Source organism: Mesorhizobium sp. PUT5, from assembly GCF_052216645.1.
GTDB lineage: Bacteria > Pseudomonadota > Alphaproteobacteria > Rhizobiales > Rhizobiaceae > Mesorhizobium.
The window spans coordinates 2,508,985-2,523,416 of the sequence record NZ_JBQOSO010000003.1; the positions used below are offsets into that span (position 1 = coordinate 2,508,985).

At 65.0% G+C, this 14,432-nt stretch carries 16 protein-coding genes; 6 read left to right on the top strand and 10 right to left on the bottom strand.

Annotated features, from left to right (window positions below; genetic code table 11):
* Positions 1 to 17: 17 nt before the first annotated feature.
* Entirely contained in the window at positions 18 to 161 is a 144-nt protein-coding gene (locus ACTDI4_RS13770) for a hypothetical protein (protein ID WP_442841681.1), read from the bottom strand.
* A gap of 116 nt (positions 162 to 277) precedes the next feature.
* On the opposite strand from ACTDI4_RS13770, the gene ACTDI4_RS13775 reads away from it, so the two are divergent.
* Together ACTDI4_RS13775 and ACTDI4_RS13780 are read left to right on the top strand one after the other, a co-directional pair.
* The gene (locus tag ACTDI4_RS13775; protein ID WP_442841682.1) at positions 278 to 1,222 is read left to right on the top strand and encodes a carbohydrate kinase family protein; all 945 of its coding nucleotides are present in this window, start codon (positions 278 to 280) and stop codon (positions 1,220 to 1,222) included.
* A gap of 43 nt (positions 1,223 to 1,265) precedes the next feature.
* Complete coding sequence (locus tag ACTDI4_RS13780; protein ID WP_442841683.1) at positions 1,266 to 2,183, top strand: pseudouridine-5'-phosphate glycosidase; 918 nt, start codon at positions 1,266 to 1,268, stop codon at positions 2,181 to 2,183.
* A gap of 9 nt (positions 2,184 to 2,192) precedes the next feature.
* Here ACTDI4_RS13780 and ACTDI4_RS13785 read toward each other — a convergent pair whose 3' ends face one another.
* Positions 2,193 to 2,516: a TfoX/Sxy family protein gene (locus ACTDI4_RS13785; protein WP_442841684.1), complete on the bottom strand. Its 324-nt coding sequence runs from the start codon at positions 2,514 to 2,516 to the stop codon at positions 2,193 to 2,195.
* 74 nt (positions 2,517 to 2,590) lie between these two features.
* Here ACTDI4_RS13785 and ACTDI4_RS13790 point away from each other — a divergent pair, with 74 nt between their 5' ends.
* Positions 2,591 to 3,088, top strand: coding sequence for a GFA family protein (locus tag ACTDI4_RS13790; RefSeq protein WP_442841685.1), 498 nt, complete (start codon positions 2,591 to 2,593; stop codon positions 3,086 to 3,088).
* Between the two features lie 30 nt (positions 3,089 to 3,118).
* On the opposite strand, the gene sufA is transcribed toward ACTDI4_RS13790, so the two are convergent.
* The 8 genes from sufA to ACTDI4_RS13830 form a co-directional block, all read right to left on the bottom strand.
* Entirely contained in the window at positions 3,119 to 3,496 is a 378-nt protein-coding gene (sufA, locus tag ACTDI4_RS13795) for a Fe-S cluster assembly scaffold SufA (RefSeq protein ID WP_442841686.1), read from the bottom strand.
* An 86-nt stretch (positions 3,497 to 3,582) separates the two neighbouring features.
* Positions 3,583 to 3,951 carry an SUF system Fe-S cluster assembly protein gene (locus ACTDI4_RS13800; protein WP_442843350.1) on the bottom strand — a complete coding sequence of 123 codons (369 nt, stop codon included), beginning with the start codon at positions 3,949 to 3,951 and terminating at the stop codon, positions 3,583 to 3,585.
* Between the two features lie 5 nt (positions 3,952 to 3,956).
* Positions 3,957 to 5,198 carry a cysteine desulfurase gene (locus ACTDI4_RS13805; RefSeq protein WP_442841687.1) on the bottom strand — a complete coding sequence of 414 codons (1,242 nt, stop codon included), beginning with the start codon at positions 5,196 to 5,198 and terminating at the stop codon, positions 3,957 to 3,959.
* On the bottom strand, positions 5,191 to 5,580 hold the full coding sequence (locus tag ACTDI4_RS13810) for a VOC family protein (protein WP_442841688.1): 390 nt from the start codon (positions 5,578 to 5,580) through the stop codon (positions 5,191 to 5,193). The genes ACTDI4_RS13805 and ACTDI4_RS13810 overlap by 8 nt, the downstream gene beginning before the upstream one ends.
* Positions 5,573 to 6,838 carry a Fe-S cluster assembly protein SufD gene (gene sufD, locus ACTDI4_RS13815; protein ID WP_442841689.1) on the bottom strand — a complete coding sequence of 422 codons (1,266 nt, stop codon included), beginning with the start codon at positions 6,836 to 6,838 and terminating at the stop codon, positions 5,573 to 5,575. Before sufD ends, ACTDI4_RS13810 begins: the two co-directional genes overlap by 8 nt.
* Before the next feature lie 10 nt (positions 6,839 to 6,848).
* Positions 6,849 to 7,604, bottom strand: coding sequence for a Fe-S cluster assembly ATPase SufC (sufC, locus tag ACTDI4_RS13820; RefSeq protein WP_442841690.1), 756 nt, complete (start codon positions 7,602 to 7,604; stop codon positions 6,849 to 6,851).
* Positions 7,605 to 7,629: 25 nt separating this feature from the next.
* Entirely contained in the window at positions 7,630 to 9,141 is a 1,512-nt protein-coding gene (sufB, locus tag ACTDI4_RS13825; RefSeq protein ID WP_442841691.1) for a Fe-S cluster assembly protein SufB, read from the bottom strand.
* 180 nt (positions 9,142 to 9,321) lie between these two features.
* The gene (locus tag ACTDI4_RS13830) at positions 9,322 to 10,485 is read right to left on the bottom strand and encodes a cysteine desulfurase family protein (RefSeq protein ID WP_442841692.1); all 1,164 of its coding nucleotides are present in this window, start codon (positions 10,483 to 10,485) and stop codon (positions 9,322 to 9,324) included.
* Positions 10,486 to 10,737: 252 nt separating this feature from the next.
* Here ACTDI4_RS13830 and ACTDI4_RS13835 point away from each other — a divergent pair, with 252 nt between their 5' ends.
* The 3 genes from ACTDI4_RS13835 (at position 10,738) to ACTDI4_RS13845 (ending at position 14,430) form a co-directional block, all read left to right on the top strand.
* Positions 10,738 to 11,412 (top strand): alpha/beta hydrolase, encoded by a 675-nt coding sequence (locus ACTDI4_RS13835; RefSeq protein WP_442841693.1) that lies wholly within the window; start codon positions 10,738 to 10,740, stop codon positions 11,410 to 11,412.
* 522 nt (positions 11,413 to 11,934) lie between these two features.
* A complete protein-coding gene (locus ACTDI4_RS13840) occupies positions 11,935 to 12,705 on the top strand; it encodes an NAD kinase (RefSeq protein WP_442843351.1) in 771 nt (256 codons plus the stop codon).
* 186 nt (positions 12,706 to 12,891) lie between these two features.
* Positions 12,892 to 14,430, top strand: a complete 1,539-nt coding sequence (locus ACTDI4_RS13845) for a DEAD/DEAH box helicase (protein WP_442841694.1) — start codon at positions 12,892 to 12,894, stop codon at positions 14,428 to 14,430.
* The last annotated feature ends 2 nt before the right edge of the window (positions 14,431 to 14,432 follow it).

Genomic DNA, 14,432 nt, shown 5'->3' on the forward strand with positions numbered 1-14,432 from the left:
ACATCACCCCTTGGTCGTCAATGAAGGCCGGACATCCCGGTGATCTTCACAAATATGTACCTCTTTTGTTCCATTTTGGCAAGACTCGCAAGTCTTTGTAAAAAATTGATAATATCTATTTGTTCTTTTTTTGTTTTGCCATGAACCGCTGTCGCCGGCACGAGATGCCTCCTGACAAAGCGGCATGCGCATGGCGAGCGAATCGCCCCTTGCTTGCCGTGGCGCGGCGAAGCCGGGTAGCCTGTACGCGAACGCGGCCAGGGGATATTCAGCCGGCATGAGCAAGCCTTTGACCATCTTCGCCGCCGGCGGCGCCCATATCGACCGGCGCGGTCAGGTTTCCGGCACCTATGTGCCGGCCGCCTCCAATCCCGGCACGATGCGCGAGGATGTCGGCGGCGGCGTCTTCAACGCATTGCGCACGGCGGTGCGGCGCGGCATGGCCGCCGCCTTGCTTTCTGTGCGCGGCGGCGACGGCGCCGGCGAGACGGTGGCGCGCGCGATCGAACGCGCCGGCATCGGCGACCTTTCGGCCGTCTTCCTCGACCGCAACACGCCGAGCTATACGGCGCTGCTCGATCGCCACGGCGAGCTGATCGCCGGCTTTGCCGATATGGGCCTCTACGAGTTGGCGTTTCCACGGCAGGTGCGGCGCGCCAAGGTGCGCGAGGCCGTCGCGGCGGCAGACGCGCTGCTGGTCGACGCGAACCTGCCGGCTGCGGCGTTGGAGCATCTGGCAGCGCTGGCGGCGCAAAAGCCGGTCTTCGCCATCGCCGTCTCGCCGGCCAAGGTGGAGCGGCTGAAGCCGCTTGCCGAGGGGTTGGCGCTTCTGTTCATGAACCGGCGCGAGGCGGCGGCGCTCGCGGGCTGTGCGCAGGACGCGCCGGCCCGGGACATGGTTGCCGCCCTGCGCGAAGCGGGGCTCGCAGCTGGCGTGATAACCTCCGGCAGCGGCCCGGTCATCGGCTTCGACGCGCCAGGCTCCTTCACCTTGGCCCCGCCTCTCCCCCGCCACGTTGCGGACGTGACCGGCGCCGGCGACGCCCTGGCGGGCGCGACCACGGCGGCGCTCATGCGCGGGCTCGGGTTGCGTCAGGCCTTGCGCGAAGGCGCGGCGGCGGCGATGCTCGCCATCGAAAGCCCCGAAGCCGCTCCGGATTTCACGCCCACGACATTCGAGGCCGCGCTCGCCCTTGTGCCGCAGGCGCAGGACATGACATGACGGCGCAATCCTTATCGATGAACGGCCCCTGCCGGAGACGATCATGACGCCCGAGACCGCGAGTTCCTTCATAGACATCCACCCGCCCGTGGCCGAAGCGCTGGCCGCCGGCCGACCCGTGGTGGCGCTGGAATCCACCATCATCACCCACGGCATGCCCTATCCCGACAATGCCGCCATGGCGGCGAACGTGGAAACGATCATCGCCGACGAGGGCGCCGTGCCGGCCACCATCGCGGTGGTGGCCGGGCGTATCAAGATCGGGCTTTCCGATGCCGAGCGCGAGGACCTGGCCCAGGCCAAAGACGCCATGAAGCTGTCGCGCGCCGACCTCGCCTTCGCAGTCGCCGAGGAGCGCACCGGCGGCACCACCGTCGCCGCCACCATGATCTGCGCGCATCTGGCCGGGATCACGGTGTTTGCCACCGGTGGCATCGGGGGCGTGCACAAGGGCGCCGAAACCAGCTTCGACATCTCCGCCGATCTGGACGAGTTGGCGCGCACCCCGGTAATCGTGGTTTCAGCCGGCGCCAAGGCGATCCTCGACATCGAAAAGACGCTGGAGGTGCTGGAAACCCGCGGCGTGCCGGTCATCGGCTATGGCAGCGAGACGATGCCGGCCTTCTGGTCCAGGCAGTCGCCGTTCAGGGCGCCGCTGACGCTCGCCGCACCGGAAGGGATAGCCCGTCTCCACATGACGAGGCAGGCGCTCGGCCTGCAAGGCGGCATGCTGGTGGCCAATCCCGTACCGGTCGCGGACGAGATTCCGTCAGCGGAAATGGCCGGCTACATCGCCGACGCCCAGAAGGCAGCCGCAACCGGGGGCGTGTCCGGCAAGGCGGTGACGCCGTTCCTGCTGGGCAAGATCCTCGAGCTCACCGGCGGCCGCAGCCTGAAAACCAACATCGCGCTGGTGGAGAACAACGCCCGGCTGGCCGCAAGGATCGCAGGCGCGCTGTAGAGCTGCCGTTCACTTTCCCGTCCTCAGTCCCGCCTCGTAAGCCTTTCGCGCCCAGCGGGTCATCTCGTCGGGATCGTCCAAGGCGCCGTCCGGCACGGTCCAGTAGGGCATGGCGACGGTCTTGCCGTGCCGCTTGCCCACATAGGTCCAGCGGCTGCTTCCGGCCGCCTCGTATTCGTGGCCGATCAGGTCGTCTCCCTTCAGCATCAGCTCGCCGTGCAGCACGATGGCAACGATGACGCCGCCATGGTAGATGCCCTTGCCGCCGAACAGGCGCGTGATGGTGACCGGGCCGAGGCCGTCGAAAAGCTCGGCGATGCGCTCATTGTCCATGGGTTTCCACAGCTTGTCATCCAGCAGGAGGCAACCATATTGGCTTGACCTGTTGCAAGCCCGGAGTCGATGAGATGCCGCTTCTGCTGAAAGGCTCCTGCCGCTGCGGCGCCGTGCGCTTCAGCGTGCGGAGCCACACGCCCGTGCCCTACCAGCTCTGCTACTGCTCCATCTGCCGCAAGCAGCAGGGCGGCGGCGGATATGCCATCAACCTGGGCGCCGATTCGGCAACCCTGGAGGTCATGGGCGATGACGCCCTTGGGGTCTATCGCGCGGAGATCGAGGACGAGGAGAGGCCGGTATGCGAAACCTCGACCGGCGAACGCAATTTCTGCACGAAATGCGGCTCGGCCCTATGGCTCTACGACCCGACCTGGCCGGAGTTGGTGCATCCCTTCGCGTCCGCGATCGATACCGACCTGCCGGTGCCGAGGGAGCGCACGCACCTGATGCTGAAATACAAGGCCAACTGGGTGGAACCTGATATTCGGCGGGGCGACAAGGCGTTCGACCTCTACCCGCAAGAATCGATCGCCGGCTGGCACCGACGAACCGGCATGTGGGTGGAGTGACGCATCTGCCTCACTCCATCCGGCCGCCCGTCACCCGGCCGCCCTCGCCTCTGCCAGCGCCTTGAGGTCTGCGGGCTTGAGTTCGACGGATTCGCCGCAGCCGCAGGCGGAAGACTGGTTCGGGTTGCGGAAGGTGAAGCCGGTGCGCAGCGTGGTGACCTCGAAATCCATCTCCGTGCCGAGCAGGAAAAGCGCGGCCTCGGGTGCGACATACACATGGGCGCCGCCACGCTCGACATGGTCGTCCTTCGGGTTGGGCTCGGTGACGAGATCGATCGTGTATTCCATGCCGGCACAACCGCCCTTCTTCACGCCGACACGGATGCCCTGTGCGTTCTCGCGCGTCGCAACGATCTCGCATACCCGCTCGGCGGCCCGGTCGGTCATGCTCATGACGGCGAAGCCCATATCGCTCTCCACTCTCGCGCGGGTTCAAGGCCCACGGAACGGTTCTGCGCCTAAGATGGTGAAGATTTCAACCCGCGGCAAGGCGCTCAATACCACCCGACGGCGATCTGCGCCTCTTCCGACATGCGGTCCGGCGTCCACGGCGGATCGAACACCATCTTGACCTCGACGCTGGAAACGCCCTCCACCGCGCCCACTGCATTCTCCACCCAGCCGGGCATCTCGCCGGCCACCGGACAGCCGGGGGCCGTCAGCGTCATGTCGATCTTGACCGACCTGTCGTCTTCGATGTCGATCCTGTAGATCAGGCCGAGTTCGTATATGTCGGCCGGGATTTCCGGGTCGTAGACCGTCTTCAGCGCCGAGACGATGTCGTCGGTCAGCCGCGCCAGTTCGTCGGCGGGAATGGCCGGGGCCGAAGCGGGAGCGGCAGTTTCGATGCTTGCGTCTTCCATCATCATCACCCGAAGAATTTCCGCGCCTTTTCCAATGCGTCGGCCAGGGCGTCGACTTCGGCCCTGGTGTTGTACATGCCGAACGACGCCCTGCATGTGGAGGTGACGCCGAAGCGCTTCAGCAGCGGCTGGGCGCAATGGGTGCCGGCGCGCACGGCCACGCCCTGGCGGTCGATGACCATCGAAACGTCATGCGCGTGGATGCCCTGCAGTTCGAAGGAAACGATGGCTCCCTTGCCGGGCGCGTCGCCGAATATGCGCAGCGAATTGATCGCCCGCAGGCGTTCATGCGCGTAATCCTTGAGGTCCGCCTCATGCGCCGCGATACGCTCGCGGCCGACGCTTTCCATATATTCCAGGGCGGCCCCGAGCCCGATCGCCTGTACGATGGGCGGCGTGCCGGCCTCGAAACGGTGCGGCGGCTCGTTGTAGGTGACGACATCTTCCGTCACCTCCTCGATCATCTCGCCGCCGCCCATGAAGGGACGCATGGCCTCAAGCCGCTCCTTCTTGCCGTAGAGAACGCCGATGCCGGAAGGCCCGTAGACCTTGTGGCCGGTGAACACGAACCAGTCGCAATCGAGGTCCTGCACGTCGATGGGCATGTGCACGGCGCTCTGGCTGCCGTCCACCAGCACCGGGATGCCGCGCGCATGCGCGATGCGGCAGATCTCCTTGATCGGCGTGACCGTGCCCAGCGCGTTGGACATGTGGGTGATGGCGACCAGCTTCGTTCTTGCCGTCAGGCTCTTCTCGAAATCCTCGATATGGAAGGCGCCGAGGTCGTCCACCGGCACCCACACCAGCTTTGCGCCCTGCCGTTCGCGGATGAAATGCCACGGCACGATGTTGGAATGGTGCTCCATGATGGAAACGACGATCTCGTCGCCGGCGCCGATATGGGGCATGCCCCAGCCATAGGCCACCGTGTTGATGGCGGCGGTGGAATTGGAGGTGAAGACGATCTCGTCCACGCTGCCGGCATTGAGGAAGCGGCGCACCGTCTCGCGAGCCTTCTCGTAGGCGTCGGTGGCGGCGTTGGACAGGAAATGCAGGCCACGATGGACGTTTGCGTATTCCATGCCATAGGCGCGTTGGACGGCATCGAGCACGGCCTGTGGCTTCTGCGCCGACGCGCCGTTGTCGAGATAGACCAGGGGCTTGCCGTAGACCTCGCGCGCAAGGATCGGGAAGTCGCGGCGGATCGCCTCGACGTCGTAGGCAGCAATCGTGCGCCGATCATCCATGATAACTGATGAACTCCATCAGCGAACCGTCCGGGTCGCGAAAATAGACACTCATGCCATTCCCCTGCCCGCCGAACCGCGGCACCGGCCCGAGTTCGATCGCCACGTCATGCGCGGCCAGATGCGCCATCGCGTCCTCGATCGGGCCGTCCCAGCAAAAGCAGAGGTCGCTGTTCCCGGGCTGGACCGGCAAGCGGGCCACCGGCTCGGCATGAACGCCCTTGCCGTGGCAATTCAACTGGCGGTCGCCGAGGCGGAACACATAGCCCGCGCCACGTGCGATCGCCTCGGCGCCGATGACCCGAGTATAGAACGCCTTCGCTCGATCCCAGTCCGAGACATGGATCACGCAGTGATCGAGCGATACCGGCAGATCAGCCATGGCGCTGGAACCACTCGACCAGCTTTTCCTCCAGGGTCTCGACGATGGCCTCGTCTTCCAGTTCCTCGATCACTTCGGCCAGGAAGGCCCGCACCAGCAGCCCGCGCGCCGTCTTCTCCTCGATGCCGCGCGCCATCAGGTAGAACAGATGATCGCGGTGAATCTCGGTGACGGTGGCCCCATGGCCGCACTGCACGTCGTCGGCGAAGATCTCCAGTTCCGGCTTGGTCGAAAACTCGCCGTCGTCGGACAGAAGCAGCGTGTTGCAGGCCATCTTGGCGTCGGTCTTCTGGGCCTTCTGATGCACGTTGATACGGCCCTGGAAGACGCCGTGCGCCTTGCCGGTAACCACGTTTCGCACGATCTCGCGCGAGCCCGTATGCGGCACCGCGTGGTCCAGCACCATGGTGACGTCGGTGTGCGTGTCGCCGGCCAGAAGGTTGACGCCGCGCAACTGGAAATCGGAGCCTTCGCCCTTTGCGACGACACGGATCTCCTGACGCACAAGCTTGCCGCCGGCGTTCATCACGAACAGCGTCAGCCGGGCATCCTTGCCGATCCAGGCGTTGAACTGGCCGAGATAGGTCGCCGTCTCCGGCTGCTCCTGCACGATCACCCAGGTGATGTCCGAACCTTCGCCGATCGTCACATTGCCGACCGAGGAGACGAACGCAGCGCCTGTGCCGGTCTGCCGTTCGACGACGGTGGCCGTCACGCCGGCCCCCACCTTGACCGCGAGCCGCGCATGAACCTGCCCTCCGGCCTGAACGTTCTGAAGCTCGACCGGCTTGTCCAGCACGGTGCCGTCCGCGATATCCAGCAGCCAGCCGTCGGCAACGAAGGCGCTGTTCAGCGCGCCGATGGCGTCGTCGGCGCCCTGGGGGCCGAGCGCGGGTGCATAAGTGCCGTCGCCGAGCTTTTCGGAAACCGGCGAGACCTTGACGCCGTCTATGGTGGCGGCCTTGACGGCGGCGCCGTTCAGCAGCGCAAGCACTGACGATCCCTCGACGAGCGGTGCGACAGCCTTGGCCTCGGCAGTCGGCTCGAAGGCCGGAACGGTGGTGAGCAGGCGGCGCAGATCGGTGTAGTGCCAGGTCTCGATGCGGCGCGTCGGCAGGCCGGCCTTCAGCGCCTCGATCGCCGCGTCGCGCTTCAGCATCACTTCGCCGTTGCCCGGCAGCAACGAAAGCCGCTCACCGAAAGCGTCGACCAGGGCCGCTTCCGCCGCCGTGCGCTGGGGTTGTATCTGGATATTCATGGCGTTCCCCTCAAGCGGCCTCGCCGATCACGCCGGCATAGCCGTTGGCTTCCAGATCGAGCGCGAGCGACTTGTCGCCCGACTTGATGACCTGGCCCTTGTAGAGCACGTGCACGCTGTCGGGCACGATGTGCTCCAGCAGGCGCTGGTAGTGGGTGATGACGATGATCGCGCGCTCCGGCGAACGCAGCGAGTTCACGCCGTCGGCAACGATCTTCAGCGCGTCGATGTCCAGGCCCGAATCGGTTTCGTCCATGACGCAGAGCTTGGGCTGGAGCAGCTTCATCTGCAGGATTTCGGCGCGCTTCTTCTCGCCCCCCGAAAAACCGACATTGAGCGGCCGCTTCAGCATGGCCATGTCCATTTCCAGCGTGCCGGCCACGTCCTTCACGCGCTTCAGAAATTCCGGAACCTTCAAGGGCTCCTCGCCGCGCGCCTTCCGCTGCTCGTTCATGGCCACCTTGAGGAACTCCATGGTGGCCACGCCCGGTATCTCCATCGGATACTGGAAGGCAAGGAAGATGCCGGCGGCGGCTCGCTCGGCCGGGTCCATCTCCAGGATGGATTCGCCGTTGTAGAGGATTTCGCCCTCGGTCACTTCGTAGTCCTCGCGGCCGGCGAGGATATAGGAAAGCGTCGATTTGCCCGACCCGTTCGGGCCCATGATGGCGGCGACCTCGCCGGCTTTCACGGTAAGGTTCAGGCCGCGGATGATCTCGGTGCCGTCTTCGACGATGCGGGCGTGCAGGTTCTTGATCTCAAGCATTTCTTCTTCCTGAAAATTCGTTGGGTCAGCCGACCGAGCCTTCGAGGCTGATGCCGATGAGCTTCTGAGCCTCCACGGCGAACTCCATCGGCAGTTCCTGGATGACGTCCTTGACGAAGCCGTTGACGATGAGCGCGATGGCCTCCTCTTCGGGAATGCCGCGCTGCATGACGTAGAACTTCTGGTCCTCCGAAATCTTGGAGGTGGTCGCCTCGTGCTCGAACTGGGCCGTCGCGTTCTTGGCTTCCATGTAGGGAACGGTGTGCGCGCCGCACTGGTCGCCGATCAGCAGGCTGTCGCAATTGGTGAAGTTGCGCGCATTGGTGGCCTTGCGGTGGGCCGAAACCTGGCCGCGATAGGTGTTCTGGCTGAAGCCGGCGGCAATGCCCTTGGAGATGATGCGGCTCCTGGTGTTCTTGCCGAGATGGATCATCTTGGTGCCGGAATCCACCTGCTGGTAGCCGTTCGACACTGCGATCGAATAGAATTCGCCTTGGCTGTCGTCGCCCCGCAGGATGCAGGACGGATACTTCCAGGTGATGGCGGAGCCGGTCTCGACCTGGGTCCAGGAAATCTTGGAGCGGTCGCCGCGGCAGTCGCCACGCTTGGTGACGAAATTGTAGATGCCGCCCTTGCCCTGTGCGTCGCCCGGATACCAGTTCTGCACCGTCGAATATTTGATCTCGGCGTCGTCCAGCGCGATCAGCTCGACCACGGCCGCGTGAAGCTGGTTTTCATCGCGCTGCGGTGCGGTGCAGCCTTCCAGGTAGGAGACATATGCCCCTTCCTCGGCGATGATGAGCGTGCGTTCGAACTGGCCGGTGTTCTTCTCGTTGATGCGGAAATAGGTCGAGAGCTCCATCGGGCAGCGCACGCCCTTGGGCACGAACACGAACGAACCGTCGGTGAACACCGCCGAATTCAGCGTGGCGTAGAAATTATCCGTGACCGGCACGACCGAGCCGAGATATTTCTTCACCAGTTCGGGATGCTCGCGGATCGCCTCCGAAATCGAGCAGAAGATGACGCCGGCCTTGGCCAGTTCCTTCTTGAAGGTGGTGACGACGGAAACGGAATCGAACACCGCGTCCACTGCCACACGGCCGGACGCATAGACATTTCCGCTCGCCTCGCCATCGGCGGAAGGCTTCTGCACGCCGGCAAGGATTTCCTGCTCGCGGAGCGGAATGCCGAGCTTCTCATAGGTGCGCAGCAGTTCAGGATCGACCTCGTCGAGGGATTTCGGTCCGGCATGGTTCTTCGGCGCAGCGTAATAGTGGATGTCCTGGAAGTCGATCTTGGGATATTCGACCCGCGCCCAGGTCGGCTCCTCCAACGTCAGCCAGCGCCTGTAGGCGCCCAGGCGCCATTCCAGCATCCATTCCGGCTCGCCCTTCTTCTCCGAGATGAAACGGATGGTGTCTTCGCAGAGGCCCTTGGGTGCCTTCTCCGTTTCAATCTCTGTCTCGAAGCCGTATTTATATTGGTCGACGTCGATCTGGCGGACCCGATCGATCGTGTCCTGCACTGCAGGCATCAGCGTTCTCCGTCCATGCCGGGGTCAAGGCCCGGCCGTTTTCAAACTATGGCACCGCAGGACAGCGCAAATGCGCCGTCCGAGGCAGCGTAAGTTCCATATAGTGCTTCCCGACCGGAAATGCACCCGGCCAAAAGGTCCGCACCGCTCTACCAGGCCGAAGCCTGCACTCGGCCGCCTTCAGGCGGCTTCATTCCGGCCGGCGCGGCGCGAGGCGATGCCCGCGAGCGCCTTTTGGAACAATTCGATGTCGCTCGCTGTGGTGGCCGCGCCGATGGACACGCGCAACGCGCCCTGCCCCTCGCCGCGCCCCATGGCCTTCAGCACATGGCTGGGTCCCACTTTGCCCGACGAGCAGGCCGAGCCGGCCGACAGCGCCACCCCGGCAAGGTCGAAGGCGATCTGCGCCGTCTCCGCCTTCAGGCCCGGAACGGCGAAGAAGGTCGTGTTGTCCAGTCGCGGCGCGCCGGCGCCGAAAATCTCTGCGTCCGGCACGAGCGAAAGCAAGATCTCTTCGATGCCGTCGCGGCGCCCCCGCACGGCCGATCGGCCTGCAAGCCCGCCCAGCGCTTCGCGCGCGGCAGCGCCGAAGCCGGCGATCGCGGCGAGGTTTTCTGTGCCGGCGCGATGACCCTTCTCCTGCCCGCCGCCGACTATCAGCGGCACCGGCATCATCAGGTCGGAAGCCGCGACGATGGCGCCCACGCCCTGCGGACCGCCGATCTTGTGCGAGGAAAGGATCAGGTAATCGGCGCAATGCGCTGACATATCGAGCGGAATGCGACCCGCTGCCTGCACCGCATCGAGAACCAGAACGCCGCCCGCAGCCTTGACGATCCCGGCGATGCGCTCCAGCGGCTGGATCACGCCGGTCTCGTTGTTGGCCGCGTGCACCGCCACCAGCGGCAGGCCCCCTGCCTTGTCATGTCCGGCCAGAGCGCCATTCAATTCATCGAAGTCCAGAAGGCCCTCGCCATCCACGCCGATGCGCGTCACCATCTCCGGCGGGAACCTGCCGCCGCCGAGCAGGCAGGGGTGGTCGGCCGCACACACATAGAGCCTGCCCATGGGGAGCGCGCCGCGGCCCATGCGCCAGTCGGGGGTGAGAAGCATCGTCGCCGCCTCGGTGGCGCCGGAGGTGAACACCACATGCGCCGCCTTGCCGTTCACCAGCGCCGCCACGTCGCGACGGGCATCTTCCACAAGGCGGCGCGCGAGGCGTCCTTCTGCGTGGACCGAGGACGGATTGGCGGCCGCGCCCCACGCCGCGACCATCGCCTCGCGCGCCGCCGGCAGTAGCGGCGCACTGGCATTGTAGTCGAGATAGGCGCGTTGGCCGGCCATTTCCGTCCGATGTTTCCTTTTTATCGACCGCTTGGCGAGGAGGACGCGTTATTTCCTTGAAATTCCAAGGCGACCCATCCTATCTACGCGCTTTGCGGCACGGGTGGCCAGACGCATGACTTGGCCGCCAAGTTTTGAACAATTCTAAACTAGCTTCTAAGAAGACGTTCACCCGCCGTCAAGGCCCCGGAACGGCCGGAGGCAGGGTTGTTCGGACCGCCGCCGCGCATAGTACGGCAAGTGGAGTTATCGATGCCAGAGGTCATTTTCGCCGGTCCGGCCGGTCGCCTGGAAGGTCGCTACCAGCCCTCCAAGGAAAAGAGCGCGCCGATCGCCATCATCCTGCACCCGCACCCGCAGTTCGGGGGCACGATGAACAACAAGATCGTCTACGACCTCTTCTACATGTTCCAGAAGCGCGATTTCACCACGCTGCGCTTCAATTTCCGCGGCATCGGCCGCAGCCAGGGCGAGTTCGACCACGGCACCGGCGAATTGTCGGACGCCGCCGCCGCGCTCGACTGGGTACAATCGCTGCACCCGGACTCCAAGAGCTGCTGGGTGGCCGGCTATTCCTTCGGTTCGTGGATCGGCATGCAATTGCTGATGCGCCGGCCCGAGATCGAAGGCTTCATCTCGATCGCGCCGCAGCCAAACATCTACGATTTCTCGTTCCTGGCGCCCTGCCCCTCGTCCGGCCTCATCATCCATGGCGATGCCGACAAGGTGGCGCCCGCCAAGGACGTGCAGGGGCTGGTGGACAAGCTGCACACCCAGAAGGGCATTACCATTACGCAGAAGATCCTGCCCGGCGCCAACCACTTCTTCGCCAACGATGCCGAACTGCTGATCGAGGAATGCTCGGACTACCTCGACCGTCGGCTGGCTGGCGAACTTGCCGACCCGCGGCCGAAGCGGCTGAAATAGAAATTTCCAGACGCACGCCATGCCCTTCCGCGGGATATGGCACAAGCGCTTGAAGCTGGACCGGGCGCCTGCGCCCGGTCTTTCGATTCCGGCTGGCCGCGGTTCACAATTCCTTCTGGGTTGGGCACGGCCTCCCCACGGCGTCGCCGCACGTCGCGGCAGTCGACAGCGGCCTTGTGCTCAGCGCATCGGATTTGCGCAGGAGCTCGGTGAAGCCCAGAGCGAAGCTTCCCAACAGCAGGACTACGATCAAAAGACGCGCCAAGACCAATGGCCGCTCCCCAAACGGGCCGCCCCCGCCACCCGTTGTACCCAGCTAACACAAACGATGCGGCTTTACGATGGCGTGACCGCCGGAATGCAGAACGAAACGACCCGATGAAGCGACACATGGCCGGGCCCGGCAAGGCACCGTGGCCCACCGGCTATGCAGGAGCGGTGCGGCCATGCTACCTCGGCGCGGTCGGCGCGCCCGGGCACCAGCGCCGGGACGCCTTCCCAGACAGCCCGGCCAGGGGAGCCATGAGCAAAGCCAGCCGTTTCGCCTTCGTCTCTTCCGATACGCCCGACGCCGGCGCGGCGCTGGAAAACCTGTCGGCACGCTACGGCCAACGACCGGTGGCCGAGGCCGACATCGTGGTGGCCCTGGGTGGTGACGGATTCCTTTTGCAAACGCTGCGCGAGACGATGGGCACCGGCAAGAAGGTGTTCGGCATGAACCGCGGCACCATCGGCTTCCTCATGAACGAATATCGCGTCGGAGGCCTGCCCGAGCGCATCGCCGCCGCCCAGGCTGAAACCATCCGCCCGCTGGAAATGGAAGCGGTCACCTCCGGCGGCGAGAAGGTCTCCGCGCTCGCCATCAACGAGGTGGCGTTGTGGCGTCAATCGTACCAGACCGCCAAGATCCGCATTTCGGTCGACGGCCAGGTCAGAATGGAGGAACTGAGTTGCGACGGGGTGATGGTGGCCACGCCCGCCGGTTCAACCGCCTACAATCTGTCGGCGCACGGCCCGATCCTGCCGCTGGATGCGCCGCTTCTGGCGCTGACCCCGGTCAGTCCGTTCCGTCCCCGCGCCTGGCGCGGTGCGCTGCTGTCGAACAGGTCCACGGTGCGTTTCGACATCCTCGAAGCCGACAAGCGCCCGGTGAACGCCGCCGCCGACCATACGGAGGTGAAAGCGGTGACGACGGTGACCGTGCGCGAATCGCCCAGCGCCACGGCCACGCTCCTGTTCGATCCGAGCCATTCGTGGAATGAGCGCATATTGACCGAGCAATTCAGGTATTGATACTGCTCCTCGACGCGATTAATCATTGCCATTAAGGTTATATCGCCGCACCATTCGTCAATGGAGTTGTTTCTGTTGACAAATCGTGGGCTTGCGCCTATCGCAATGCAGCATATTGCAAGCGCGAGGCGCTTGCCGCGACGGTAGCCGCCACGCTCCCGAAACAGCCGAAGACAGCCAAGACACTTGTCCTCAGACACGCAGACCGCTCAGGAAGCTTTGAGCTTCACAGACCTCGGCCTCTCGCCGAAGGTGCTTTCCGCAGTCACCGACGCGGGCTACACGCAACCGACGCCGATCCAGGCGGGCGCGATCCCCCATGCGCTCACCGGCAAGGACGTGCTGGGCATCGCCCAGACCGGCACCGGCAAGACGGCCGCCTTCGTGCTGCCGATGATCACCCGCCTGGAAAAGGGCCGGGCGCGCGCGCGCATGCCGCGCACGCTCATCCTGGAGCCGACGCGAGAGCTTGCCGCGCAGGTGGAGGAGAACTTCGTCAAATACGGCAAGAACCACAAGCTCACCGTCGCCCTGCTGATCGGCGGCGTTTCCTTCGACGATCAGGAGCGCAAGCTTGAACGCGGCGCCGACGTGCTGATCGCCACGCCAGGCCGCCTGCTCGATCATTTCGAGCGCGGCAAGCTGCTGCTGACCGGCGTCGACATCCTCGTTATCGACGAGGCCGACCGCATGCTCGACATGGGCTTCATCCCCGACATCGAGCGCATCTGCAAGCTCATCCCCTTCACGCGCCAGACCCTGTTCTTCTCGGCCACCATGCCGCCGGAGATCACCAAGCTCACCGAGCAGTTCCTGCATGCGCCGGTGCGTGTCGAGGTAGCCAAGGCCGCCACCACTGCCTCCACCGTCACGCAGCGGCTGGTCAAGTCCGGCTCCAAGCCGTGGGACAAGCGCGCGGTGCTGCGCCGGCTCATCCGCGAGGAAGAGGACGGGTTGAAGAACGCCATCATCTTCTGCAACCGCAAGGTCGAGGTGTCGGAGCTGTTCCGCTCGCTGGTGAAGCACGATTTCAACGCCGGCGCCCTGCACGGCGACATGGATCAGCGCGCGCGCATGACAATGCTGGCCAATTTCCGCGACGGCAAGCTCAAGCTGCTGGTCGCCTCGGATGTCGCCGCACGCGGGCTGGATATTCCCGACGTCAGCCACGTCTTCAACTACGACGTGCCGATTCATGCCGAGGATTACGTCCATCGTATCGGCCGCACCGGCCGCGCCGGCCGTTCGGGCAAGTCCTTCACCATCGCCACCAAGTCCGACGGCAAATATATCGATGCCATCGAGAAACTGATCGGCAAGAGCATCGAATGGCACGATGGCGATCTTTCGACCCTGACCGCAGCCGACGAAAGCGAGGACGACGCACCCCGCCGGGGTCGCGGCGCCCCGCGCCGGGCCGGCCGCAAGGACGACGGGGAGCGCAGGCACGGCAGCCGCAAGGCGACTGCCCGCGGCGGCGATGCCGAGACCGCCGAGGCCGTACCGGCGGAAGCCGAGGGCCGGCACAGCCGCAGGGACGCCATCCGCGCCGACAATGCAGAGCGCAAGGGGGCAGAGCGCAGGGGAGCCGAAGGCAAGGGCACGGGGCACAAGGAGCGCGGTGCCGCGCATTTCGGCCGTAAGCACCGCGACGAGGACGATGACAAGGTCGTCGGCTTCGGCGACGACGTGCCGGCGTTCATGCTCGTCGCAGGCCGCGTCTGACC